The organism is Streptomyces sp. NPDC044571, assembly GCF_040647115.1.
GTDB lineage: Bacteria > Actinomycetota > Actinomycetes > Streptomycetales > Streptomycetaceae > Streptomyces.
Genome location: NZ_JBEZBN010000030.1, coordinates 40,637 through 65,158, shown reverse-complemented (window position 1 = coordinate 65,158; position 24,522 = coordinate 40,637). Strand labels below are relative to the sequence as shown.

19 protein-coding genes are annotated in these 24,522 nt (G+C 73.5%); 12 read left to right on the top strand and 7 right to left on the bottom strand.

All coding sequences use genetic code 11. The annotated features are described in order from the left end of the window. Positions 1–24: 24 nt before the first annotated feature. The 3 genes from AB0B01_RS18150 to paaK all read right to left on the bottom strand — a co-directional run bounded on the left by AB0B01_RS18150 (position 25) and on the right by paaK (position 5,025). On the bottom strand, positions 25–2,475 hold the full coding sequence (locus AB0B01_RS18150; protein WP_361719487.1) for a penicillin acylase family protein: 2,451 nt from the start codon (positions 2,473–2,475) through the stop codon (positions 25–27). Positions 2,476–2,791: 316 nt separating this feature from the next. After that, entirely contained in the window at positions 2,792–3,610 is an 819-nt protein-coding gene (locus tag AB0B01_RS18145) for a YhjD/YihY/BrkB family envelope integrity protein (protein WP_361719553.1), read from the bottom strand. Between the two features lie 113 nt (positions 3,611–3,723). Next, the gene (paaK, locus tag AB0B01_RS18140) at positions 3,724–5,025 is read right to left on the bottom strand and encodes a phenylacetate--CoA ligase PaaK (protein WP_361719484.1); all 1,302 of its coding nucleotides are present in this window, start codon (positions 5,023–5,025) and stop codon (positions 3,724–3,726) included. Positions 5,026–5,123: 98 nt separating this feature from the next. On the opposite strand from paaK, the gene AB0B01_RS18135 reads away from it, so the two are divergent. Both AB0B01_RS18135 and AB0B01_RS18130 read left to right on the top strand, forming a co-directional pair. Further along, entirely contained in the window at positions 5,124–5,792 is a 669-nt protein-coding gene (locus tag AB0B01_RS18135) for an alpha/beta hydrolase (RefSeq protein WP_361719481.1), read from the top strand. Further along, complete coding sequence (locus tag AB0B01_RS18130; RefSeq protein ID WP_356851849.1) at positions 5,756–5,971, top strand: hypothetical protein; 216 nt, start codon at positions 5,756–5,758, stop codon at positions 5,969–5,971. The genes AB0B01_RS18135 and AB0B01_RS18130 overlap by 37 nt, the downstream gene beginning before the upstream one ends. A gap of 18 nt (positions 5,972–5,989) precedes the next feature. On the opposite strand, the gene AB0B01_RS18125 is transcribed toward AB0B01_RS18130, so the two are convergent. Beyond that, positions 5,990–7,654, bottom strand: coding sequence for an acyl-CoA synthetase (locus AB0B01_RS18125; RefSeq protein WP_361719478.1), 1,665 nt, complete (start codon positions 7,652–7,654; stop codon positions 5,990–5,992). A 188-nt stretch (positions 7,655–7,842) separates the two neighbouring features. Between AB0B01_RS18125 and AB0B01_RS18120 the strand changes: the two genes are divergently transcribed. The 9 genes from AB0B01_RS18120 to AB0B01_RS18080 all read left to right on the top strand — a co-directional run bounded on the left by AB0B01_RS18120 (position 7,843) and on the right by AB0B01_RS18080 (position 17,853). Beyond that, positions 7,843–8,643 (top strand): crotonase/enoyl-CoA hydratase family protein, encoded by an 801-nt coding sequence (locus tag AB0B01_RS18120; RefSeq protein ID WP_361719475.1) that lies wholly within the window; start codon positions 7,843–7,845, stop codon positions 8,641–8,643. A 95-nt stretch (positions 8,644–8,738) separates the two neighbouring features. Beyond that, entirely contained in the window at positions 8,739–9,701 is a 963-nt protein-coding gene (locus AB0B01_RS18115; protein WP_361719473.1) for an OB-fold domain-containing protein, read from the top strand. Beyond that, positions 9,701–10,783 (top strand): thiolase domain-containing protein, encoded by a 1,083-nt coding sequence (locus AB0B01_RS18110; RefSeq protein ID WP_361719470.1) that lies wholly within the window; start codon positions 9,701–9,703, stop codon positions 10,781–10,783. The genes AB0B01_RS18115 and AB0B01_RS18110 overlap by 1 nt, the downstream gene beginning before the upstream one ends. Then, positions 10,780–11,955 (top strand): thiolase domain-containing protein, encoded by a 1,176-nt coding sequence (locus AB0B01_RS18105; RefSeq protein ID WP_361719467.1) that lies wholly within the window; start codon positions 10,780–10,782, stop codon positions 11,953–11,955. The genes AB0B01_RS18110 and AB0B01_RS18105 overlap by 4 nt, the downstream gene beginning before the upstream one ends. 132 nt (positions 11,956–12,087) lie before the next feature. Beyond that, the gene (locus tag AB0B01_RS18100; RefSeq protein ID WP_356851840.1) at positions 12,088–12,327 is read left to right on the top strand and encodes a DUF397 domain-containing protein; all 240 of its coding nucleotides are present in this window, start codon (positions 12,088–12,090) and stop codon (positions 12,325–12,327) included. 169 nt (positions 12,328–12,496) lie between these two features. Then, the gene (locus tag AB0B01_RS18095; protein ID WP_361719464.1) at positions 12,497–15,217 is read left to right on the top strand and encodes an AAA family ATPase; all 2,721 of its coding nucleotides are present in this window, start codon (positions 12,497–12,499) and stop codon (positions 15,215–15,217) included. Next, the gene (locus AB0B01_RS18090) at positions 15,214–16,326 is read left to right on the top strand and encodes an ABC transporter substrate-binding protein (protein ID WP_361719461.1); all 1,113 of its coding nucleotides are present in this window, start codon (positions 15,214–15,216) and stop codon (positions 16,324–16,326) included. Before AB0B01_RS18095 ends, AB0B01_RS18090 begins: the two co-directional genes overlap by 4 nt. A 97-nt stretch (positions 16,327–16,423) precedes the next feature. Next, on the top strand, positions 16,424–17,242 hold the full coding sequence (locus AB0B01_RS18085; RefSeq protein ID WP_361719458.1) for a maleylpyruvate isomerase family mycothiol-dependent enzyme: 819 nt from the start codon (positions 16,424–16,426) through the stop codon (positions 17,240–17,242). Between the two features lie 110 nt (positions 17,243–17,352). Beyond that, positions 17,353–17,853, top strand: a complete 501-nt coding sequence (locus AB0B01_RS18080; RefSeq protein WP_361719455.1) for a hypothetical protein — start codon at positions 17,353–17,355, stop codon at positions 17,851–17,853. 34 nt (positions 17,854–17,887) lie between these two features. On the opposite strand, the gene kstD is transcribed toward AB0B01_RS18080, so the two are convergent. After that, a complete protein-coding gene (kstD, locus tag AB0B01_RS18075) occupies positions 17,888–19,594 on the bottom strand; it encodes a 3-oxosteroid 1-dehydrogenase (RefSeq protein ID WP_361719550.1) in 1,707 nt (568 codons plus the stop codon). Positions 19,595–19,929: 335 nt separating this feature from the next. Continuing rightward, entirely contained in the window at positions 19,930–21,054 is a 1,125-nt protein-coding gene (locus AB0B01_RS18070; protein WP_361719452.1) for an aminoglycoside phosphotransferase family protein, read from the bottom strand. 228 nt (positions 21,055–21,282) lie between these two features. Between AB0B01_RS18070 and AB0B01_RS18065 the strand changes: the two genes are divergently transcribed. After that, entirely contained in the window at positions 21,283–22,761 is a 1,479-nt protein-coding gene (locus tag AB0B01_RS18065) for a hypothetical protein (RefSeq protein WP_361719449.1), read from the top strand. Between the two features lie 201 nt (positions 22,762–22,962). Here the strand turns inward: AB0B01_RS18065 and AB0B01_RS18060 are convergent, their stop codons facing one another. After that, a complete protein-coding gene (locus AB0B01_RS18060) occupies positions 22,963–24,390 on the bottom strand; it encodes a SpoIIE family protein phosphatase (protein WP_361719446.1) in 1,428 nt (475 codons plus the stop codon). Between the last annotated feature and the right edge of the window lie 132 nt (positions 24,391–24,522).

Sequence of the window (24,522 nt, the reverse complement as noted above, 5' to 3'; positions counted from 1 at the left end):
ACGAGGGACCGCGCCGGCCCCGGTTCAGCGACGCTCGCGCGGCCACACCACCTTCAGCTGCGGTGAGGCAAGGATGTCCCGCTCGCAGAACCGCGAGGTCACCCACCGCTCCCCGGACAGCAGCCGGGTCTGATCGGCGGAGTGGGGCGAGAGGGGGTTCGACGACTGGCCGTACGTCAGCAACGTGCGCGCCACCGGACAGTGGCCGCCGTCCCAGCCGACCGCCTGGATGTGGCTGGAGCCGTGCACGACCTCCGGGTAGCCTCCGGCGGCCGCGTCCCACGGCGCCTCGATCTTGTTCCAGACGCCCAGTGCCTCGGTGCCGCCCGACACCGGCAGCCGCTGCCCGCCGCGCACCACGAACTGGTGCGCGCCCAGCGGGGCGTCCGGTGCGATGCCCGCCGCCGCCAGTTCGGCGACCGTGTCCGCGAGGGCCCGGCCGATCCCGGGCGCGGCCGGGTTGAGCGTACGCGGCGTGCGGACGGGGTCGGCGGCCGAGAACGGCACCAGCCACAGGTCCTTGGCTGCCGTGCCCGCCGTGAGCCTGCGCCAGAAGCGGTCGAAGAGGAGCGCGCCCCGGCTGCCGGTGTCGGCCGTGCGGTCCCAGCCGGCCAGCACGGCGCAAGCCGCCGTGACGTCCACCGTCCTGCCGTCGCTCGCCGTCGCCGTGCCGCCGGGCAGCGCGGCGCAGGCCTTGGCCGCGTCGGCCGCCGCCAGTTCACCGGCCGGGACGCGGTTGGCGAACTGCTGCGCCTGCAGGTCGGCGACGGTCAGCCGACCCCGCGCGGCCATCGCCGCCACGTCCTCGACCGCTCCGCGCGTGCGCAGCGACCGCGGTGTGCCGAGGGTGCCCCAGATCCGCTCGTAGCCGGTCATAGGCCGGTCCGCGTTGGCCAGCCAGGCGCTGTCGTTGGAGTTCTCGGCGTACGGGGCGTCGCGCAGGGTCGGTGCCTTCCCGGGGCCGAAGACCCCCGGCTGCACCGCGTCGGGGTCCGAGCCGATCGCGCAGTCGCCGCGCGTACCGTCGAGTACGGCGAGCCCCGACGCCGGGTACGTGGCCCGTCCGAGCGGGGTGGAGCAGCGGGCGGCGAGCTCGTCGGTGATCCGGGGGAGCACCTGGGACTGGGTGAACAGGGTGGCGCCCGCGGAGTCCGCGGCGATCGTGTTGACCCAGGGCAGGCCCTGGGTATGCCTGAGGGCGTCCTGGATCCCGGCGACCGAACGGGCCTTGCCCAGGGCGAGGGCGGTGTCGAAGCCGCGCAGGTTCGCCGCGTTCGGGTCGTTCAGGGCGTAGGCGGTGGCCGTACTCCAGGGCAGCGGCAGACCGGGGCCGAGGCCGGTGATGACCGGGCCGTAGCGGGTCCACCACTGGGTGCGGGTGACGCGCCGGCCGCCCGCCACCTGGACGGTGACCTTCCGTTCGGTCATCCGTTCCGGCTTCCCGTCTACCAGGTAGGTGGTCGGGTCGGCCGGGTCCAGGGTGAGCTGGTGCAGGTTGACGGGGGTGCCGGTGGCGACCGTGTGGCTCCAGGCGACCTTCTCGTTGAAGCCGATGTTCACCACGGCGGTGCCGAGCAGGGAGCCGCCCGAGACGTTCAGCTCGCCGGGTATGGTCTGCTGCGACTGCCAGAACCGGCGACCGCCCTGCCAGGGGTAGTGCGGGTTGCCGAGGAGCAGGCCGCGGCCGCTCGCGGTGGTGGACCCGGCGAAGGCCACCGCGTTGGAGCCCATGTCGTAGCGGCCGGTGTCGAAGAAGGCCCGCGCGGCCTCGGCGGCGGCCGCCGGATCGACCCCCGCCGTGTCGGGCGCTGCCGCAGTCGTACGGGCTCCGGTGCCGGGCGGCTGCGCGGCGGTTATCCCGTCGATGCCGCGGCCCTGGCCGCCGAGCACCGAGATCGCGAAGCCGCGGGAGGCCACGTCGAGGGCGGTGACGGGGCGGACCCAGGCGGCGCCCTTGCAGGCGGGATCGGTGATCTTGTTCTGGGCGAGCCAGGCGTTGTATCCGGCGGCCCAGCCGCGCATCAGCTCCTTCAGGTCCGTGCCGGGGCCTGCCGGGGTGGGGGTGGCGAGCAGCTTCTCGACGGTGCCGGACTGGCGGACGCCCGTGAAGTACAGGTCGCTGGAGAGGTTCTTGGCGGCGGAGGAGAGGGACCCGTCGGGCACCGCGTCGGCGCCGAACCAGCGCGAGCGCTCACCGGCGACGGTGACGAACCCGTCGGCCAGGACGCACACCTGGTCGGCGGCCTGGGCCCAGCCGGTGCCGAAGCCGAGGTTCGCGTAGTCCTTGGCCACTATGTGGGGTATGCCGTACTCGGTGTAGCGGATCACGGCGGACAAGCCGCCGCGGGACGGCCCGCGGTCCCCGGTGCCGGCGGCGTCGGCCGCGGCGGCCTGCGGTACGGCGGCCGCGGCGGCGAGCAGGGCGGCGCCGGTGAGGGCGGCGCGGCGGAGGAGCGGGCGGGTGCGGAACGGCAAGGTGCCTCCCAAGTGGCATGGCGCGCGGGCGGGTTGCTCCTGGAGCAGCTGGTGCGTGCGTGCCCCCACACTCATGCAGGCGCGTTGACGGCCTGTCAACATCCCGTTGGGCATCCGAGCCGCGGTCTCGACCCCGCCACGAGCAGCCTCCGGCGGGTGCCGGCCCACCCGCGTGCACGGCTGCCCGCGGGCGCATGACCGGCCTTCGCTCCGGGCGGCTGGACGGGTGGACGGCACTGGGGCGTGCTGCCGGGTGCCACCGTGCGACACCGTGCCGTCCCTCGACCTACGGCTGGTCGGGGCGGGCCGCCCCGGCTCAGTCCCGGTCGGGGAGGAGGTCGGTGTGGCGCAGGCGGCGCACGGTGAGGTGTTCGTGGATCAGGCGGCCGACGAGCGCGCCGCCGTACACGACGAAGCCGACGCCGACCAGCCAGGACTGGACCACCAGCAGGGTGCCGAACGGGCCGTACGTGACCGCGTTCGAGGCGATCAGCGGAGAGAACACCAGCTGGGAGAAGACCCGCAGCCCGAGCAGGCCGACGCTGGTGGCCGCCGCCCCCGGTACCAGCGCACGCCAGCGGACCCGGCCGCCGAGCAGCAGGCGCTGGGAGCTCCAGAAGAAGAGGCAGGTGCCGAGCAGGTCGCCCGTGGTGCCGAGGGCCGTGCCGACGGCGTCGTCGGAGGGCGCGGGGATCTCGACGAGCAGCGCGAGGTAGCAGACCAGCAGGGCGAGCCACACGACGTGCCGCCACATGGTGTGCCACCGGGCGGTCGGCAGGTCCCAGACCTTCTCGTAGCCGGTCTGGACGGCCGAGCCGAAGGTGAGGCCGAAGACGGTGAGGGCGGCGAGACCGAAGGCGGTGGTCCGCTCCAGCGCCAGGTCGGCGGCGCCGAACACCATCTCGACCCGGGCGGCCGAGGCCTCGCTCACGCCGAGGGCCTGGCCGAGCCAGCGGCCGAAGCCGGAGCCGCTGCCCGGTGCGGCGGCGGCCACGACCACCAGCAGCGGCACCAGGGTCAGGAACCCGAGCGCCGCGAATCCCATGGCCCGGTGCATGAGCTCCATTTCGCGCCCCCGGCTCCAGGCCAGCCCGGCCGAGGAGGCCTGGAGCCGGGCATGGATCCGGCGCAGCATCGAGGTCACGGAACTGGCCTACCCGGCGGCACGCGGCGAACCGCGTCGCCACCCGGGAAATGGGCCCGAAAGGGTGGTTTCGCCAGCCCGCCCGGAAGGTGTCCCGCTGCCCGCTACTGGACCGTCCGCAGATCCACCAGCCGCTTGATCTTGCCCACCGAGCGCTCCAGCGTCTCCGGGTCGACGACCTCGACGGCGACCGAGACGCCGATGCCCTCCTTGACCGCCCGCACCACCTCGGCGGCCGCGGCCCGCCTGCGCCCGGCATCCGCATCCCGGCGCGCTTCCACCCGCACGGTCAGAGCGTCCATCCGGCCCTCGCGGGTCAGCCGCAGCTGGAAGTGGGGAGCCAGGCCGGCCGTCCGCAGCAGGATCTCCTCGATCTGCGTCGGGTAGAGGTTCACCCCGCGCACGATGATCATGTCGTCGCTGCGGCCGGTCACCTTCTCCATGCGCCGGAAGGCCGGCCGGGCGGTGCCCGGCAGCAGCCGGGTCAGGTCCCGGGTGCGGTAGCGGACGACCGGCATGGCCTCCTTGGTGAGCGAGGTGAACACCAGCTCCCCCGGCCCGCCTTCCGGCAGTACCTCGCCGGTGACCGGATCGACCACCTCCGGGTAGAAGTGGTCCTCCCAGATGTGCAGGCCGTCCTTGGTCTCGACGCATTCCTGCGCCACTCCCGGGCCCATCACCTCGGACAGCCCGTAGATGTCCACCGCGTCGATGCCGAGCCGCTCCTCGATCTCCCGGCGCATCTCCTCCGTCCACGGCTCCGCACCGAATATCCCCGTCCGCAGGGAGGTCGCGCGCGGGTCCATGCCCTGGCGCTCCATCTCGTCCAGCAGGGTGAGCATGTAGGAGGGCGTCACCATGATGACCTCCGGCCGGAAGTCCTGGATCAGCCTGACCTGGCGGTCCGTCATCCCGCCCGAGGCGGGAACGACCGTGCAGCCGAGGCGCTCCGCCCCGTAGTGCGCGCCGAGGCCGCCGGTGAAGAGGCCGTACCCGTACGCGACGTGGACGATCTGGCCGGGTCTGCCGCCGGCCGCCCGGATGGACCGGGCGACCACATCGGCCCAGGTGGCCAGATCCCCGTCGGTGTACCCAACGACGGTGGGGCGGCCGGTGGTGCCGCTGGACGCGTGGATGCGGCGCACCTCGGAGCGGGGGACGGCGAACATGCCGAAGGGGTACTGGTCGCGCAGGTCGGTCTTCGTCGTGAAGGGGAACAGCGCGAGATCGGCGAGGGACCGGCAGTCGTCGGGGTGCACCCCCGCCTTGTCAAAGGCCCGGCGGTGGAAGGGGACCCGCTCATAGGCGCGGTGCAGCGTCTCGCGCAGCCGCTTCAGCTGGAGGGCGGCCAGCTCGTCGCGGCCCAGCCGCTCGCTGTCGTCGTGGAAACCTGCGTACGCCGTCATGCCGTCACCTCATCGTGAGCGAGCCCCGCCAGCCGACCGATCATTCGGTAGATTGCCGGACCCCGGCGCCGAAATCAATGACTCGAACGAGTGATCGCATGATGACCCCGACCGCCTGGGCCGTGGACCTGGCGTCCACCCCCGGGCAGAAGCCGGCCGCGGCCCGGCTGCGGGCCGGCCGCGAGCCGTACGACACCGCCATCGCGGCCTACGAGCGGATCGTGGCGGGCGGGGACGCCGACACCGACTGGGACCGGGCTGCTCCCGTCTTCTACGGGCGGTGGGACGAGCGGGCCCGGGTGAACCATGCGGCGGGCGGGCAGCAGCAGAACGAGAAGGCGGCCCTGGCCTTCGCGGGCCCCGGAGCCTTCGACCCGCCCGCCACCCGCCAGGCGCTGCGGCGGCTGACGGCCGAGGTGCTGGTGCTGGCCGGAGAGCTGGACGGCAACCCGCCCCCGGCCCTGGCCGCGCAACTCGCGGAGCTCTTCCCGCGGGGTGCGGTCGACGTGCAGCCGGGCGCGGCGCACTTCCCGTTCCTGGACGACCCGGAGTGGTTCGCGGCCCGCATCGAGCGGTTCCTGTCCGAAGGCGCCTGGGCGCCCGGGCGGAGGGCGGACCCGGCCGGGCGGCCCCGGCCCGGCCAGGGCCGCCGTACGCCGACGGGCGCGCGGCCGCCCGTGCGTCGGCGTACGGTCGAAGCAGATGCCCCTCGCGAAGGGAGGCGGCGGCGATGTCCGTCATCGACCCCGCGGTGTCGGTACGCCTGAGTGCCGCCGGCGCCCGGCGCCTCTACGCGCTGCTGGCGGAGACGGCCCACCTGCTGGAGCACCCCGGCCCCGTCCAGCTGACCGACGAGCAGGTCGGCGCGCTGGGCGGGGGCGCGGACCGTGACGAGCTCGCCACCTGGGCCCGCGCCCTCGCGGCCGACCTGCGCTCCCAGCTCTAGGGAGTGTCCTGTCTAGGCTTAGGCAGTGTCTTGCCGGTCAGGCCGGTCAGGCCGGCCGGCCGCGTCCGCCTCCGTGGCCACCGACTTCGCCCAGCGGTAGTCCGCCTTGCCGCTGGGGGAGCGCTGGATCGCGGGCGTGACGACCAGCTGGCGGGGGATCTTGTAGCCCGCCAGCCGGCTGCGGCAGTGGGTCTGGATCTCGTCCAGCGTCGGCTCCGGCGCGCCGTCCCGGATCTGGACCACCGCCGCGACGTGATTGCCCCAGCGCGCGTCCGGCACCCCGGCGACCAGGGCGTCGTACACGTCCGGATGGGACTTCAGCGCCTGCTCGACCTCCTCCGGGTAGACCTTCTCGCCGCCCGTGTTGATGCACTGCGAGCCGCGCCCCAGCACGGTGACGATGCCCTGTTCGTCGACGGTCGCCATGTCGCCGAGCAGCACCCACCGCTCGTCGCCCTTCCGGAAGAAGGTCTCGGCGGTCTTCACCGGGTCGTTGTAGTAGCCGAGCGGGACATGGCCGCGCTGCGCCAGACGCCCCGGTACGCCCACCGGCACGGCCTCGTGGGTCACCGGGTCCACCACCTGGGTCCGGTCGTTGACCGCGAGGCGGAAGCCCTTCTCCGGGCCCGCGTCGTCGGTCGCCCGCCCGTTGGATCCGGACTCCGAGGAGCCGAAGTTGTTCAGCAGCACCACGTGCGGCACGAGCCGCTGGAACTCGGCCCGCACCGTCTCCGACATGATCGCCCCTGACGAGGAGACGCTGAACAGCGAGGACAGGTCCGTCCCCTTCAGCGGCCCGTTCAGGGCGTCGATGAGCGGCCGCAGCATCGCGTCGCCCACGAGCGACACGCTCGACACCTTCTCCTTCTCGATCGTCCGGAGGACTTCCTCGGGCGCGTACTTGCGGTGGATCACCACCCGCTGCCCGTAGTTGAAGGCGATGAACGAGGTCAGCGTCGAGGTGCCGTGCATCAGCGGGGGGGCGGGGAAGAAGGTCAGCCCGGCGCCGCGCGCCGCGACCCGCTCGGCCAGCTCCTCGGGCCGCTTCACCGGCTCGCCCGAGGGCTCGCCGCCGAACAACCCTGCGAAGAACAGGTCCTCGGCCCGCCACATGACGCCCTTGGGCATGCCGGTCGTGCCGCCGGTGTAGATGACGAAGAGGTCGTCGGGGGAGCGGGGCGGGAAGCCGCGTTCGGGGGAGCCCGCCGCTTCGGCGGCCGCGTACGCGACCGGCGCGATCGAGGGCTCCGGTGCGCCCTCGGGGGCCGCGCCGACCCGGATCAGGTGCCGCAGCCCCGGCGTCTGCGGCAGGGCGGCCGCCACCCGCGCGGTGAACTCGCCCTCGAAGACGAGCGCGGCGAGGTCGGCGTCGTTGTAGAGGTAGACCAGCTCCTCCTCCACATAGCGGTAGTTGACGTTCACCGGGACGAGGCGCGCCTTCAGGCAGGCCAGGACGGTCTGCAGGTACTCGATCCCGTTGTAGAGGTGCAGGCCCAGGTGCTCGCCGGCCTTCAGTCCGCTGTCCAGCAGGTGGTGGGCGATGCGGTTCGCCGCCGCGTCCAGCTGCGCGTAGGTCAGACGGCGCTCGGCGCCGGTCCCGGGGTGGTCCACGTACACCAGGGCCTCGCGGTCCGGGACCACGTCGACGACCGACTCGAACAGGTCGGCAAGGTTGTACTCCACCGTTCCTCCTCACCCCCGAAAGTTCCCCTTGGCGCAGCCGCCACCGGGCCGCTCGGCGGCCATTAGAGCGCCGCCCACCCGAACTGGGAAGGGCGCAGCCCAAGAAATCTGACTGGGTGTCAGAAAACCCTTGAAGTGCACACGGCCCTCCTGCAACCTGTTCTAGGTCTTGAGACGGGAGGACGGCAATGGGTGGGACGGAACACCTGACCGTGGAGCGCCGCGGCGCCACGCTGGTGCTCACCATGAACAGGCCCGAGGCGAAGAACGCGCTCTCGCTGCCGCTGCTGGTGGGGCTCTACGACGGCTGGCTGGAGGCGGACGTCGACGACACCGTCCGCTCGGTCGTCCTGACCGGCGCGGGCGGGGACTTCTGCGCCGGGATGGACCTGAAGGCGCTGGCCGGGAAGGGCATGGCGGGCGAGCAGTACCGGGACCGCCTGAAAGCCGACCCCGACCTGCACTGGAAGGCCATGCTCCGCCACCACCGCCCGCGCAAGCCGGTGATCGCGGCGGTGGAGGGGTACTGCGTGGCCGGCGGCACCGAGATCCTCCAGGGCACGGACATCCGGGTCGCGGGTGCAGGCGCCACCTTCGGACTGTTCGAGGTCAAGCGCGGCCTCTTCCCCATCGGCGGCTCCACGGTGCGGCTGCCGCGCCAGATTCCGCGCACCCATGCGCTGGAGATGCTGTTGACCGGCCGGCCGTACTCCGCCGAGGAGGCGGCCCGGATCGGCCTGGTCGGCCAGGTCGTCCCCGACGGAACGGCGCTGGCCAAGGCCCTGGAGATCGCCGAGCAGGTCAACGCCTGCGGACCGCTCGCCGTCGAGGCGGTCAAGGCCTCCGTCTACGAGACCGCCGAAATGACCGAGACGGACGGACTGGCCGCCGAACTGGCCCGCGGCTGGCCGGTCTTCGACACGGCGGACGCCAAGGAGGGCGCCCGCGCCTTCGCCGAAAAACGCCCCGCGGTCTACCGCCGGGCGTAACCGCTTCCCCCGCGACCCCACGACCCCGCCCCCACCCCCCGTCACCCCGCCGAACCGCCCCCGGAGTCCGCCCCGGAGAATCGGAGAGAGCCCTCATGACAGCAGCCGCGTCCCCGCCAGAGGTGCTGCGCGCGCCACTCGTCGTCGAGTTTCCCTTCACCCGGTCCCTCGGGCCCGTGCAGAGCGCCTTCCTGACCGGTCTGCGCGAGCGCGTCGTCCTCGGCGTCAAGGCCGCCGACGGCACGGTGATGGTCCCACCCGTCGAATACGACCCCCGCACCGCCGAGGAGATCCGCGAGCTCGTCGAGGTCGCCCCCACCGGCACCGTCACCACCTGGGCGTGGAACGGCCGGCCCCGCCCCCACCAGCCCCTCGACACCCCCTTCGCCTGGGCCCTCGTACGCCTGGACGGCGCCGACACCGCGATCCTGCACGCCCTCGACGCGCCCGGACCCGAAGCCGTGCACACCGGCATGCGGGTACGGGTGCGCTGGGCCGAGGAGCGGGTCGGGGCGATCACCGACATCGCCTGCTTCGAACCGTACGAGGGCCCTGCCGAGCGCGAACCCGCCCCGCACGACGGCGTCTTCGCCGACGCCGTCACCGGGATCACCGCACCGGCGCGCCTCGACTACACCTACAGCCCCGGCCGCGCCCAGACCGCGTACATCAACGCCCTCGCCGAGCAGAAGACCGTCGGGGAACGCTGCCCCTCCTGCCACAAGGTGTACGTGCCGCCGCGCGGCGCCTGCCCCACCTGCGGGGTCGCCACCACCGACCGGGTCGAGGTCGGCCCCGCCGGCACCGTCACCACCTTCTGCATCGTGAACATCAAGGCGCGCAACCTCGACATCGAAGTTCCCTACGTCTACGCCCACATCGCCCTCGACGGCGCCGACCTGGCCCTCCACGGCCGGATCGGCGGCATCCCGTACGACCAGGTCCGCATGGGCCTGCGGGTGGAACCCGTGTGGACCGAAGGCGGACGCTACCCCGACCACTACCGCCCCACCGGCGAGCCGGACGCGGACTACGACGCGTACAAGGAGCTCATCTGATGCCCCGACCGACGGCCCGATCGACGGCCCGGTACGCCCGCGAGGTCGCCGTCGTCGCCTTCGCGCAGAGCAACCACCTGCGGCGCACCGACGAGCTCAGCGAAGTCGAGATGGTGATGCCGGTCCTGCACCAGGTGCTGGAGAAGACCGGCCTGAAGGCTGGTGAGATCGGCTTCACCTGCTCCGGCTCCAGCGACTACCTCGCCGGCCGGGCCTTCTCCTTCACCATGACCTTGGACGGGGTGGGCGCCTGGCCGCCGATCTCCGAATCGCACGTCGAGATGGACGGCGCGTGGGCCCTGTACGAGGCCTGGGTCAAGATCCAGACCGGCGAGGCCGACACCGCGCTCGTGTACGCGTACGGGAAGACCTCGCCCGGATCCGTACGCGACGTCCTGACCCGGCAGCTCGACCCCTACTACGTGGCGCCGCTGTGGCCCGACGCGGTGGCCCTCGCCGCCCTCCAGGCCCAGGCGCTGATCGACGCCGGGGAGAGCGACGAGGACGCCCTCGCCGCCATCGGAGCCCGCAGCCGGGCCGCCGCCGGGGAGAACCCGCACGCCCAGCTCCGGGGCGCCGTCCCACAGGGCGACTACCAGGTGCGGCCGCTGCGCACCGGTGACTGCCCGCCCATCGGCGACGGTGCGGCCGCGGTCGTCCTCGCCGCGGGGGACACGGCGCGGCGGCTGTGCGCGCGGCCCGCCTGGATCACCGGCATCGACCACCGGATCGAAGCGCACGGCCTGGGCCTGCGCGACCTCACCGACTCCCCGTCGACCCGGACGGCCGCAGAACACGCGGGCGTCTTCGACGCCCCGGTGGACACGGCCGAACTGCACGCGCCGTTCTCCTCCCAGGAGGTCGTGCTCCGCAAGGCGCTCGGGCTCGGCGAAGCCGTCACCGTCAACCCCTCCGGCGGGGCGCTGGCCGCCAACCCGGTCATGGCCGCCGGCCTGATCCGGATCGGCGAGGCCGCCGCCCGGATCCACCGCGGCGCGTCCGACCGGGCCGTCGCCCACGCGACCTCCGGCCCCTGCCTCCAGCAGAACCTGGTCGCCGTCCTGGAAGGGGACCCCGTATGAGCACGTCGGGCAAGGAGCCGGTGGCCGTCGTCGGCATCGGCCAGACCAAGCACGTCGCCGCCCGCCACGACGTCTCCATCGCCGGCCTGGTCCGCGAGGCGGCCGCCCGCGCGCTCGCCGACGCCGAGCTGACCTGGGCGGACATCGACGCGGTCGTCATCGGCAAGGCCCCCGACTTCTTCGAGGGCGTGATGATGCCGGAGCTGTACCTGGCCGACGCCCTCGGCGCGGTCGGCAAGCCCATGCTGCGCGTCCACACCGCCGGCTCGGTGGGCGGCTCCACCGCACTCGTCGCCTCGAACCTGGTCGCGGCCCGCGTCCACCGCACGGTGCTCACCCTCGCCTTCGAGAAGCAGTCGGAATCCAACGCCATGTGGGGCCTGTCGCTGCCCGTCCCCTTCCAGCAGCCCCTGCTGGCGGGCGCGGGCGGCTTCTTCGCCCCGCACGTCCGGGCGTACATGCGGCGCACCGGCGCGCCCGACACGGTCGGCTCACTGGTCGCGTACAAGGACCGCCGCAACGCGCTGAAGAACCCGTACGCCCATCTGCACGAGCACGACATCACCCTGGAGAAGGTCCAGGCCTCGCCGATGCTGTGGGACCCGATCCGGTACTCGGAGACCTGCCCCTCCTCCGACGGGGCCTGCGCCATGGTCCTCACCGACCGGGCGGGCGCGGCCCGTTCGCCGCGGCCGCCGGCCTGGGTGCACGGCGGTGCCATGCGCAGCGAACCCACGCTGTTCGCGGGCAAGGACTTCGTCTCGCCGCAGGCGGGCAAGGACTGCGCCGCCGACGTGTACCGGCAGGCCGGGATCACCGACCCGCGCCGGGAGATCGACGCGGTGGAGATGTACGTGCCGTTCTCCTGGTACGAGCCCATGTGGCTGGAGAACCTGGGCTTCGCGCAGGAGGGCGAGGGCTGGAAGCTCACGGAGGCCGGGGTCACCGAGCTGGACGGCGACCTCCCCGTGAACCCCTCCGGCGGAGTCCTGTCCACCAATCCGATCGGCGCCTCCGGCATGATCCGTTTCGCGGAGGCGGCGCTCCAGGTCCGCGGCCAGGCGGGAGAACATCAGGTTCCCGGAGCCCGGCGCGCGCTGGGACACGCGTACGGAGGCGGCGCGCAGTTCTTCGCGATGTGGCTGGTGGGGGCGCAAGCGCCTGCCCCCTGAGGAGGGTTGACGTCCGTGCGACTCCCGGGGGGCGGGTGCCGGACCGGCCGCGGGTGACGCACCGTGGTCTGTGCGACACCCGCCGCGATGGTTAACCTGGCCCCCGGACGACGTACCGGGAGGAGCACGCACGTGGCCGAGAGCATGACTTCGCAGCCCCTGGCCGGCTGGGGCAAGCCGGACCTCGATCTCAGCGGGGCGGACTGGCAGTCCAGCAGCCGGGGGGCGGGCGACGTCCAGATCGCCTTCGTCGAGGGATTCATCGCGATGCGCAACAGCGAGCGCCCCGAGAGTCCCTCGCTGATCTTCGCGCCGGACGAGTGGCGCAGGTTCGTCCTGGACGCGCGGGGCGGAGAGTTCGACCTGACGTAGCTTCGGGCCGCAGGCGGCGTACACCGGGCGCGGCCGCCGCTCCGGTGGCGCCGCCTCCCGGCCCCGGGAGGCGTGGAGGACCCCGGCCGCGATCTTTCCCGGCAGACGGCCTCGCGCGGGCGCGCGCGGGCGTACGCTGATCCCCGAACCGGTCTGGGGGGTACCAGCCATGACGGATCGCCGGACCCGCATACGGCGCACGATGTTCGAACGCGAGGCAGAGCTCGCCACGGTGGACGAGGCCTTGGACCAGCTCACCGGCGCCGGCACCGGCCCCGCGTCCGGCACGGGCGGCGCGCTGCTCGCCTTCTCCGGCCCGGCCGGCCTCGGCAAGACCACCCTCCTCGCCGAAGTGCGCCGCCGCGCCCGCGCCCGCTCCTGCACCCTCCTCGCCGCCCGCGGCGGCGAACAGGAGCAGAGCCAGCCCTTCCACGTCGCCCGCCAGCTCATCCAGCCCCAGCTGGCCGGCCGCTCCGAGGAGGAACTGCGCGCCGCCCTCGGCAGTTGGTACGCCATCATCGGCCCCGCCCTCGGCCTCTGCGCCCCCGACCAGGGCGCCCCACCCGACCCCCAGGGCCTGCGGGACGGCCTCGACTGGGTCCTCACCCACCTCGCCGTGCAGCGCGCCCCCGTCGTCCTCCTCCTCGACGACGCGCACTGGGCCGACCCCGAATCCCTCTCCTGGCTCGCCGCCTTCGCCCCGCGCGCCGAACACCTTCCCCTGCTCCTCGTCGTCGCGTACCGCCCCGACGAACTGCCTCCGCACGCCGATTCCTTCCGCAAGCTGCCCGGCCGTGCCGGACAGCGCCCGCTCGCCCTGGCACCGCTCACGGCGGGCGCCGTCTCCACCCTCGTCCGCGAAGCACTCGGCGGCCACGCCGACGACGCGTTCTGCCGGGAGGCCTGGACCGTCACCACCGGCAACCCCTTCGATGCCGTCGAGCTCACCGCCAAGGTGCGCGACGAGGGCCTGGCCCCCGTCGAGGCCAGCGCACCGCTGCTGCGCGACCTCGCCGCCGCTCAGCGGGGCAGCGGCCTCGTCGCCCGCCTGCGCAGCCTCGGCCCCTCCACGGTGCGCTTCGCCTGGGCCTGCGCCGTGCTCGGCACCGCCATCCCGCAGGAGCTCGCCGCCCGCGTCGCCGGACTCGGCTCCGAGGAGGCCGCCGACGCGACCGGGCGGCTCCGCGGCGCCCGCATCCTGTCCGGGCCCGCCGAGGACCCCGACGCCGGACTGGAGTTCGTCCACCCGCTGATCGCCACCGCCCTCTACCGCGCCATCCCGGACGCACTGCGGGTCGCCCTCCACGGCCAGGCCGCCGTCGCCGTCGTCGACGCAGGGCGGGGTCCCTCCGCCGCTGGCCGCCACCTGCTGGAGACCCACCCGGAGAACGACCCCTGGGTGGTGCGCACGCTGCGCGAGGCCGCCGCCGAGAACCTGCGGGCCGGCGCCCCCGAAGCCGCCCGCCGCCAGCTCGCCCGCGCCCTGCGCGAGCCCCCCGACTTCGACCAGCGGGCCGCCGTCCTGTACGAGCTCGGCTGCGCCTCCCTGCTCACCGAACCCGCGAACACCGTCAACCACCTGCGCGCCGCGCTCGCCGAACCCTCCGACGACCCCGCGCTGCGCCAGGGCATCGTCATCCGGCTCGCCCAGGTCCTCGCCCACAGCGACCGCCTCGCCGACGCCTCGGAATGCCTGGCGCGGGAGATCCCGAAGACCCCGGACGTACGGGCCCGCCTGCGACTGCAATCCGAACAGTTCATGTGGGACGCCTTCAACGCCGCCGAGACCGACTCCCCGGCCCGCTCGCGGCGCCTGGCCCGACTCGCCGACCGGCTGACCGGACGCGACCTCACCGAGCGGTACGTGATCGGCCTGCGAGCCTGGGACGCCTGCCTGCGCGGAGAGCCCGTGGACGTCGTCCTGCACCACGCCGACCGGGCCCTGGACGGCGGGTTCAGCTGGGCGCACGAAGACCGGGGCTTCGAGGTGCCCGTACTCGCCGCCCTGGTCCACATGTACGCCGACCGGCCCTGGCGGGCGGAGGAGCTGTTCGACGCGGGCACCGCCGAGTTCGAGCGGCAGGGCTGGCGCGGGGCGCACCTCTCCTTCGCGTACAGCCTGCGCGCCTACATCCGCTACCGGCGAGGGCGGCTCGTCGAGGCCGAGGAACTCGTCCGGGCCGGGCTGCGGCTCGCCGAACGCGTGGGCCGGCGCACCCCCGTCCACTGGTACGCCATAGCGATCCTCGTCGCGACCCTGCTCGCGCGGGGGCGGGTCGAGGAGGCCTGGGAGCTGGCCCGGGAGCACGACTACGGAAAGCCCTTCCCGGCCGCCGTCGTCTTCCCCGACTCCCAGACCGTCTACGCCGAACTGCTCCTGGCCCGCGGGGAGCGCAAGGCCGCCGCCGTCGAGCTGGAAGAGGTGGACCGGCGGCTGACCCCGCGCGGCATCCAGAACCCGGCCTGGTGCCCCTGGCAGCTGCACCTGGCCCGCGCCGTGGCCGCGGACGACCCGGGCCGGGCGCGGGCCCTGGCCGGCGACGCCGTCCGGCGGGCCCGGGCCTTCGGCGCGGCCTCCGCCATCGGGCAGGCCCTCAGGGTGGCGGCGGAGGTCGCGGAGCCGGAGGACCGGGAGGGACTCCTACGGGAGGCCGTGGCCCTGCTGTCGGCATCCCCCGCCGGATACGAACTGGCCTGCGCCCTGGCCGCCTTGGGCACGGCCCTGCGGGACCGGGACCTGCTCATTCAGGCCGTGGCGGCGGCGCGGGAGTGCGGCGCGGACGGACTGGCGGCCGAAGCGGCCGCCGCCCTGCCGGGATACGGCGTCTTGCCGCGCTGGGATCCGGGCACCCTGCAACCGAATCGCCACACGGGGGACAACCGCGTATGAACACGCCACCATCGGCCCCTGGAGCGCAGCGCACCGCCGGATCATCCGTCGGGATCGGCGCTCTCGTTCCGCTGACTCGCCCCGGCTGGGTCGAGGCGGGCCGACACCTGCTCGCCGGACTCGAACTCGCCGTGCGCGAAGTCAATGACGCCGGCGGGGTCGGCGGAAGACCACTGGAACTGGTGGTCCGGGACACCGCGGCCGATCCCCAGAGGGCCGCGGCGGCCGTGGACGAACTGGCCGGCCTGGGCGTGGCCGCCTTGGCGGGGGAGTACCACAGCGTCGTCGCTCGCGCCGCTGCCACCAGGGCCGACGCCCTCGGCCTGCCGTTCCTCTGCTCGTCGGCGGTGCTCGACGCGCTCACCGAACAGCCGACGGAATGGGTCGCGCGCCTCGCCCCGGCGCAGTCCCGCGGCTGGCAGATCTACGCGGACTTCCTCCTCGGCGCGGGCCACCGCCGCATCGCCGTGGCAGCCGAACCGAGCGTCTACTGGGCATCCGGGACCCGCATCCTGCGGGACCACCTCGCTCCACGCGGCGGCACCGTCATCGAACTCGACATGCGCGCGCTCGCCCCCACGGCCGTGTGCGACGCACTCGTCGACCAGCGCGCGACAGCCCTCGTGCTCCTGGTCGGGCACCCCGAACCGGCCGTGTCGATCGTCAAGTCCGTCCGCCGCGACCAGCGCCTCGCCGACCTCTTGACGGGTGCTCCGGCAGGGCAACCGGAGTTCGCCGAATGGGCGAGGTTGCTGGGCGACGACGGCGCCGCGATCCCGTTCCTGCGGTACCTGCCCGAGCGCATCGGCCCACTGGGCGCACGGGTCGAGACGGCCCTTCGGGAGCGGCTGGCCGAAGCGCCCTCCTTCGTCGCCTTCGAGGGCTACGACACGGTCACCGTCCTCGCCGAAGTGCTGCGCTCTCACGGCGCGGGCCGGGCGCGCACGGCCGCATCCTGGCCGCGCGTCGCAGTCGAAGGCACCCGCGGACCGATCCGGTTCTCCCGTACGCCGGGCATCAGCGTGTGGCAATGCGCGTGGACGCCGATCCAAGTCGTCGACCGGGATCCGGCGGACCCCGACCGCTTTCGGATCCTCCACGCCGGCTGAGCGACACGGCAGGACTTCACCGTACGGGCCGCGCCGAAGGCGTTCGCCCGTAGCTCAAGACGGGAGAGCCGGCCGCAGCCGGGGCAGTGTGGTCCCCATGGACCACGCCTCCAGGATCTCCCTTCTCCAGAATGAGGCCGCGGCCTTCGAGAAGGCCGTGCGCACCGCCCTCGACCCCGGCGGTCCGGCGCCGCTCGTGCCCTCGTGTCCCGGATGGTCGGTCTCCGACCTCGTCGGACACCTCGGGGGAGTGCACCGCTACCTCATCCGCATCCTGCGGGAACGCCTCACGCAGGCCCCGGACCCGTCCGACCTCTCCCTGTACGGGCTCCCCTCCGCCCCGGGGGAACTGGCCGCCTGGCCGTTGCCCGACCGGGCGCCGAGCCTGGGGCCCGCGCCGCAGGGGCTGACGGCCTGGTTCGCCGAGGGCGCGCGGGGGCTCGCGGACCTGTTCCGGGAGCTCGGGCCGGACGTGCCGGTCTGGACCTGGGCGCCGGAGCGGACCTCGGGCTTCTGGCTGCGGATGCAGACGATCGAGCTGGCCCTGCACCGTTGGGACGCCCAGTCCGTGGCCGGAGCAGCGGCCCCGCTGGACCCCGCCCTGGCCGCGGACGCCGTCGCCCAGACCTTCGAGGTGATGGCCCCGGCCCGCCGGGGCTGGCGGACGGCCCCGCCGGGCAGGGGCGAGCGGTACCGCTTCCGGCTCGTGGACGGCCCGGAATCCTGGACGGTCGTCTTCGCCGGGGACGCGGTACGGCTGGAGCCCGACTCCACCGAGCCGGTTGACGTGGAGGCCACCGGTTCGGCCTCGGACCTGGCCCTCTTCCTCTGGGGCCGGCTCCCCGACACGGCCCTGCAGGTCACCGGCGATCCCACCCGGCTCCAGCACTACTTCACACTGGTCCCGCCCGTCTGAGGAGCGGCCCGCCCACCGGCCCCTGCGCGGCCCGGGGCGGCCCGGGCGGGGCACCGCCGGGGCGGGGGCCCCGCGGCCGGAAAACCCGTCCGGCCACGTACCATGGCGGCATGTCCTTCCTCCGCCGCAACCGCGCCGCCACACCCGCCGGCCCGGACTTCGACGTCCTGGCCATGGACCCGGGGGACTGGCCGGGCAATCTCGGGGCCGGGCTGCTCCCCGCACCCGACGGCAGCTGCCAGGGCGTCTTCCTCCGCTACGACCTCTTCGGCGGACGCGGCCCCGCGATGATCATCGGCAACCTCCCCGAGGGCTCCCCGGCCCGGGACCTCGCCGAGGGTCAGGTCCCCTTCGAGGTGGCCCAGCTCCTCGACGCCCTGGAGAACGACGAGGACGTCGAGGTCACCGGCGTCGAGGACTGCCCGGTGATGCAGGGCGACAACCTCCTCATCGTCCGGAAGATCAAGCTGTCCGAGGGCCGGATCAGCTGCGTGCAGTTCGACCGCAGCGACAATGTGCTGGTCACCATCGCCAGCTGGGACCGGCCCATCACCGATGACCTGTACGCCCTCCTGAAGCCGCTCCCCGCCGAGCTCTTCCAGCAGGGCTAGCGGGCCCGCAGCCCCGTACCCCCCCCCGCACGGCCTACGCGTCCGCGATGTCGTTCGCCGCCACATGGCCGAACGTCATCGCGGGGCCGATCGTCGACCCCGCCCCCGCATAGCTGTGCCCCATCACCGCCGCGCTCGCGTTGCCCGCGGCCCACAGGCCGCGGATCACCGAGCCGTCGGGCCGCAGCGCCCGCGCCCGCGCGTCCGTGACGATGCCGCCCTTGGTCCCCAGATCACCCGGCACGATCTTGAAGGCGTAGAACGGTGGGGCCCAGATCGGGGCCAGGCACGAGTTCGGCTGGACCCCCGGGTCCGTGTAGTAGTGGTCGTACGCCGTGTCCCCCCGGTGGAAATCGGGGTCGGCGCCCGCCCACGCCTGCGCGTTGAACCGGTTGAGCGTCGCCCGCAGGGCCCCGGCCGGTACGCCGATCTGGCCCGCCAGCGCGTCCCAGGTCCACGCTTTCTTCGCCGCGCCCGCCTCGTACCACGCGTCGGGGAAGACGAGGGTGGGCAGGACGTCCTTGAACAGGTACCTGTTGCGGTAGTTCTGATCGACGATCAGCCAGGCGGGGATGTGCGAGCCGGGTGCGCCCCGGTCCTTCTCGTACATCAGGTGCACCACGTCGCTGTACGGCGCCGCCTCGTTCACGAACCGCGCCCCCGCCGCGTTCACGATCAGCCCGCCCGGCAGGGTCCGTTCGGCGAGGCAGAAGTACGGTTCGCCCGGCAGCGGGATCGACGGGCCCCACCACGCGTCCTCCATCAGGGCCAGGGCCGCCCCCGCCCGCTGCCCCGCCCGGATACCGTCGCCGGTGTTCTCCTTCGCGCCCACCGACCACTGCGTGCCGATGGGCTGCTGCTGGTACTGCGCCCGCATCTGCGCGTTGTGCTCGAAGCCGCCCGAACCGATGACCACGCCGCGCCGGGCCCGTACGACGCCCCGTACGCCCTCCTTCTCCACCACCACCCCGGTGACCGCCCCGCCCTCCTGGACCAGGTCCACCAGCGGGCTGTTCAACCACAACGGAACGCCCGCCTGGAGCAGCCCGGCCCGCAGGCCGGCCGCCAGGGCCTGGCCCATCGTCAGCGGCTTCTGCCCGCACAGCGCGGCCTTCGTACCGCGCGCCAGGCATTCCGTGGACACGGCGAGCCCTTTGGCGTTCACCGCCGCCAGGTTCAGCCACTTGTAGTCCTGGCTGAAGACCACCATCCCGGCCGGGACGGGCATGTACGCCGGGTTCAGGCGGGCCAGTTCGGCCCCGAGCAGGTTGCCGTCGAACTGGTCGGGCTCGATGGACCGGCCGTTCGCCAGGCCGCCCGGCAGGTTCGGGTAGTAGTCGCTGTACCCGTCCATGTACCGGAAGCGCAGCGGACTTGCGGCCATGACGAAGTCCAGCATCCGCGGCCCGTTCGCGAGGAACGCCGCCTGCCGGTCGGCCGGTACGTCCGGGCCGACCACCGCCGCGAGGTACGCCGCCGCCTTCTGAGGGGTGTCGGGCACCCCCGCGTTCAGGATCACCGAGTTGTTCGGCAGCCAGATCCCGGCCCCCGAGCGCGCCGCCGAACCGCCGAAGGTCGGCGCCTTCTCGACCACCAGCACGCTCAGCCCCCGCTTGGCGGCGGTCAGCGCCGCGGTCATCCCGGCCGCCCCCGACCCGACCACGACCACGTCGTACTCGCCGAGCGGGGCTGCGCCGGAGGCCCGCGCGGCGGCGGAGGGCAGGACCGTCGCGGCCAGCATCCCGGCCCCCGTGCCGGCGAGGACCGTCCGACGGGAGGGCAGGGCGGCGGCGGGCAGGGCGGCGGACGGCGGGCCGGCGGACGGGGCGGAAGCAGACGGCACGGCGGAAGCAGGGCTCGCGCTCATGGGCGGTCTCCAGCGGAGTGGGAGGAGGGGACGGTGGCGCCGACGCAACTGATGCCGGGTCAGAAAAGGTGTTCGGGGGATCATGTGATGTCAAGGCATGCGCAGGGGTGACGAGACGGCCCGGAACGCACGAAATCCCGTGGTACGCACAGCAGGTGCGTACACCACGGGATTTCCGTACGGGAGGAGCGGGCAGCGGTTCGCCGGGATCAGCGGGTTCCGACCACCGCCCGTACCGCCCTGCGGGCCATGCCGCAGTCGTCGTGCAGGCGGCGCAGCAGCAGCCGCTGCTCCTCACCGGAGGACAGGGCGCCCGCCGGCAGGGGCTGGGTCGGGGCGGCCGCCAGCATGGAGCGCTGGACCGCCGTCTCGGACATCCGGATCTCCCTGGTCAGCACCAGCATCAGGTTGACCAGGAACGCGTCCCGGGCAGCCGGGCCGGCCGCCTGGGCCAGCCGGCTGATCTGGCTGCGCGCGGCCGGCGCGTCGCCCAGCACCGCCCACAGGGTGGCGAGGTCGTAGCCGGGCAGGTACCACCCCGCGTGCTCCCAGTCGAGCAGCACCGGCCCGGCCGGGGACAGCAGGAGGTTCGACAGCAGCGCGTCCCCGTGGTTGAACTGCCGCTGCACGCCCGCCAGTTTCAGCCCGCGCAGCAGATTCTGCAGATCACCGAGATCCCGGTCGGTGAGCAGCCCCAGTTCGTGGTACCGCGCGATCCGCTGCGGGTAGTTCAGCGGATCCCCGAACAGATCGGTCGGCGGACGCCACTGGTTCACCCGGCACACCGCGCCCAGGGCCGCCCGTACGTCGGCCCGCGGCGGGGCCTCCACGGGGTGCCGCTGCAATGCCGCGACCCGGCCCGCCATCCGCTCGACCACCAGCGTGCAGTTCTCGGGATCGGCGGCGATCAGCCGCGGCACCCGGACCGGCGGGCGGTGTCGGACGAACGCCCGGTACGTCGCTATTTCGTGCCGGTACCGCTCGCGCCACTCCGGCGAGTGGTCCAGTAAAACCTTTGCGACGGCGGTCGTCCGCCCGGTCGTCCCCACGAGGAGGACCGACCGGCCGCTGCGGCGCAGCACCTGCACCGGCGCGAACTCCGGACAGATCCGCTGCACCGAGGCGAGCGCCGTGCGCAGCTGCGCACCCTGCGGCCCCGAGAGGTCGATTCTGCCGCTGAGCGGCTGGGGGCCGGTCCCCGGCATCCGCCGCGCCCGTACGGCGCCCTGCGCCGGTGCCGCGGGGCGGCCGGGATCGAGATAGGGGCCGCCGCCCGCCTGGAGCGTGCGGTGCGGCCGGACCGGGGCGGACACGGAGGACGTTGATGCGTACATGGAGTTACGGATCCCTTCGTGCGCCGACGAGTTCGAACGCCGCCCCGCCCGTCCCGTACTTCACCCTGGGGAGTTCCGCCGGTGACCGGGTCGGGGAGGCGCATTCCTACCTGACACCCGGCCGTGGGTGGCGGACCATCTTGCGTGCCCTGGCGAAGCCTGGCGAATAGTCGCTGGGCATCTGACGGCGGGCTACTGTCAAGTCAGCCGAGAACCTGGGGGCTTGACGTGAGCAGAGGACCAAACACCCGCCTGAGCGACCTGTTCGGCCTCGCCGGCTGGTCGAAGGGCGAGCTGGCGAGGATGGTCAACCGGCAGGCGGCCGCCATGGGCCACCACCAGCTGGCCACCGACACCTCGCGGGTGCGGCGCTGGATCGACATGGGGGAGACCCCGCGCGAGCCGGTTCCCACCGTACTGGCAGCCCTGTTCACCGAGCGGCTCGGTCGTGTCGTGACCATCGAGGACCTCGGGTTCGTACGGCAGCGGCGCACCACCAAACGGCAGCCGGACGGGGCGAAGGAGAACCCCGACGGAATGCCCTGGGCGCCCGAACGCACAGCCGCGGTCCTCACCGAATTCACGGGAATGGACCTCATGCTCAACCGTCGCGGTCTGATGGGCGCGGGAGTCGCGCTCACTGCCGGCTCCGCCCTCAGCAAAGCCATGTACGACTGGCTGCACACCGACCCCCGCACCGCACAGGACCCAGGCTTCGGCGAGTCCTTCCAGGCCGACCAGGCGAGCTACGACCGCTACGAGGCCGCCCCCATCGGCTCCGAGGAGATCGAGGCCCTGGAGCGGTCCGTCGAGGTCTTCCGCGCCTGGGACGCCTCCAGGGGCGGAGGACTGCAGCGCAAGGCCGTGGTCGGCCAGCTCAACGAGGTCGGGGGCATGCTCGCGTACCGCCACCCCGACCACCTGCAGCGGCGGTTGTGGGGGGTGGCGGCCAACCTGGCGGTGCTGGCGGGCTGGATGTCCCACGACGTCGGCCTCGAACCCACCGCGCAGAAGTACTTCGTGATCGCCGCGCACGCGGCGCGGGAGGGCGGGGACCGGCCGCGCGCCGGTGAGGCGCTGTCCCGCGCCGCCCGTCAGATGGTCCACCTGGGCAAGCCGAACGAGGCCCTGGACCTGATGAAGCTGGCGCAGTCCGGCTCGGGCGAGCAGACGCTGCCCCGCACCCGCGCCATGCTGCACACCATCGAGGCCTGGGCGCAGGCCGCGATGGGCAAGGGGCAGGCCATGCGCCGCACCCTGGGCGAGGCCGAGGAGCTGTTCGTGTCGGACAAGGGCGATGTGCCGCCGCCCTCGTGGATGCAGCACTTCGACGAGGCCGACCTGCACGGCATGCAGGCGCTGGCCTTCCGTACGCTCGCCGAACACGACCCGGCCGCCGCCCCGATCGCGCAGCGGCACGCCAGGGAGGCGCTGCGGCTGCGCTCCGGCGGCCACCAGCGCTCGCAGATCTTCGACTACATCTCCATGGCCTCGGCCTGCTTCCTCGCGGACGACCCGGAGCAGGCCGACCGCTACGCCCGTCTCGCGCTGGTGTCGATGAACGAGACCTCCTCGCACCGGACCTGGGACCGGCTGCGCGAGATGTACCGGCTCACCGGCCAGTACGCCGGGTACGCGCGCATCGAGGACCTGCGCACGGAGATCAAGCTGGCCCTGCCCAGCAGCCCGGCGCCGCGCAGCGTTTAGCGAAGAGGTGAAGGGACGCGGCGGCGCAGGGTCCAGTCGAGAAGGGCCGCGCCGGGCGGCGCGGCCTCGTGACGGCGATCCCGGAGCCGAAGCGGATCTCGTGGCCGAAGCGCATCTCGTGGCCGAAGCGCGCCTCGGCGTCGAGGCCGGTCCGGGAGCGGGGCCGCTCCGGCGGGCGGGGAGCGTCTCACCCGCGGCGGATCAGCCGCCGATCCGGGCCACCAGCACGCAGGCGTCGTCCTCGCGCTCGCTCTCGCCGAACTCCTCGACCACCATCCGTACGCAGTCCTGTGCCGAGCCCGCCGCCGCGAACCGCGGTGCGAGGGCGAGGAGCCGCTCGGTGCCGTCCGCCCGGCTGAACTCGATGCTGCGCGGGGTCAGCCCGTCCGTGTGCAGGACGACCACGTCGCCCGGCTGCAGCTGCTCTTCGGCCTGCTCGTACGCCGCTCCGGAGGTCGCTCCCAGCAGGACGCCCTCGGGCGGCTGAAGGGCACGGCCCGAGCCGGCGCGGAACAGCAGCGGCGCGGGGTGGCCGGCCTGAGCCCAGGACAGGACGCGGCGGGCGGGGTCGTAGCGGCAGCAGACGGCCGAGCCGAGGGCCGGCTGGACCGAGGTTTCGAGGAGTTGGTTGAGCCAGCCCATCAGCGGGCCCGGTTCGATCCCGGCCATGGCCATGCCCCGCAGGGCGCCGAGCATCATGGCCATTCCGGAGGTGGCCGTCACGCCGTGGCCGGTCAGATCGCCGACGGTCAACAGGGAGCGTCCGTCGGGGAGTTCGAGGGCGTCGTACCAGTCGCCGCCGATCAGGGCGCTGGTCGCGGAGGGGAGGTAGTGCGCTGCGACGTCGAGCGAGCCCGCGGTGTGGTGCGGGAACCGGAGGGAGCCGCGCCACGGGGGGAGCACGGCTTCCTGCAGCTCGACCGCAAGTCGGCGCTCGGTCTGGGCGATCTCCCGCCGCCGCTGGAGCGAGTCACGGGTTTCGCGTACGGCGCGCTGGCTGCGGCGCAGCTCGCTGACGTCCCGCAGGACGGCCCACATGGAGGCCGTGCAGCCGTCGGAGTCGAGCACCGGTTCGCCGCGCATGTGCAGGGTCCGGACCCGGCCGTCGGCCCGGACGATGCGGAACTCGCCGTCTATGGGCTTGCCGTCGACCAGACAGGCCGTCACCATCGCGGTCAGTAACGGCTGGTCCTCGGAGAAGAGGGTGGAGCCGAGTTCGTCGAGGGGGAGCGGGCCCGCCTCGGGGGACCGGCCGAAGATCTGGAACAGCTCGTCTGACCAGGTGACTTCGTCGGTCAGCAGGTTCCACTCGGCGCTGCCGACGCGGGTCTCGTGGGCCTCGCCGCCGGTCTCGGCGGGCGGTGCCTGCGGGAGCTCGACCTGCTCGGGGGCGGGCGGCAGGCCCTCCTTGAGCTGGCCGAGGTGGGCGCCGAGGTCGTCCAGGTGGTGGACGGCGAGGTCGCACAGTGCGCGCTGCCAGCGGCCCTGGGCGTCGTCGTCGTCGACGACGGTGTCGCGGCGCACGGCGTCCACCTCGCCGCGCAGCCGCCGGGTCTGCGAGATCAGTGCGTCCACCGACCCGGGCTCGGGCGGCTGCGCGGGACGGTCCGCGAACAGGTGGGACGGCATGAGAACTCCGATACAGGCGCGGCACGGCCAAGTCTGAAAGAAGGACCGGTTACGACTGTTGCACAGCCGGCCACGGCCTGTAAGGCGTTTGGCAACATCCGTAACGGCCTTGCTTCAGGCATATGCCAAGGG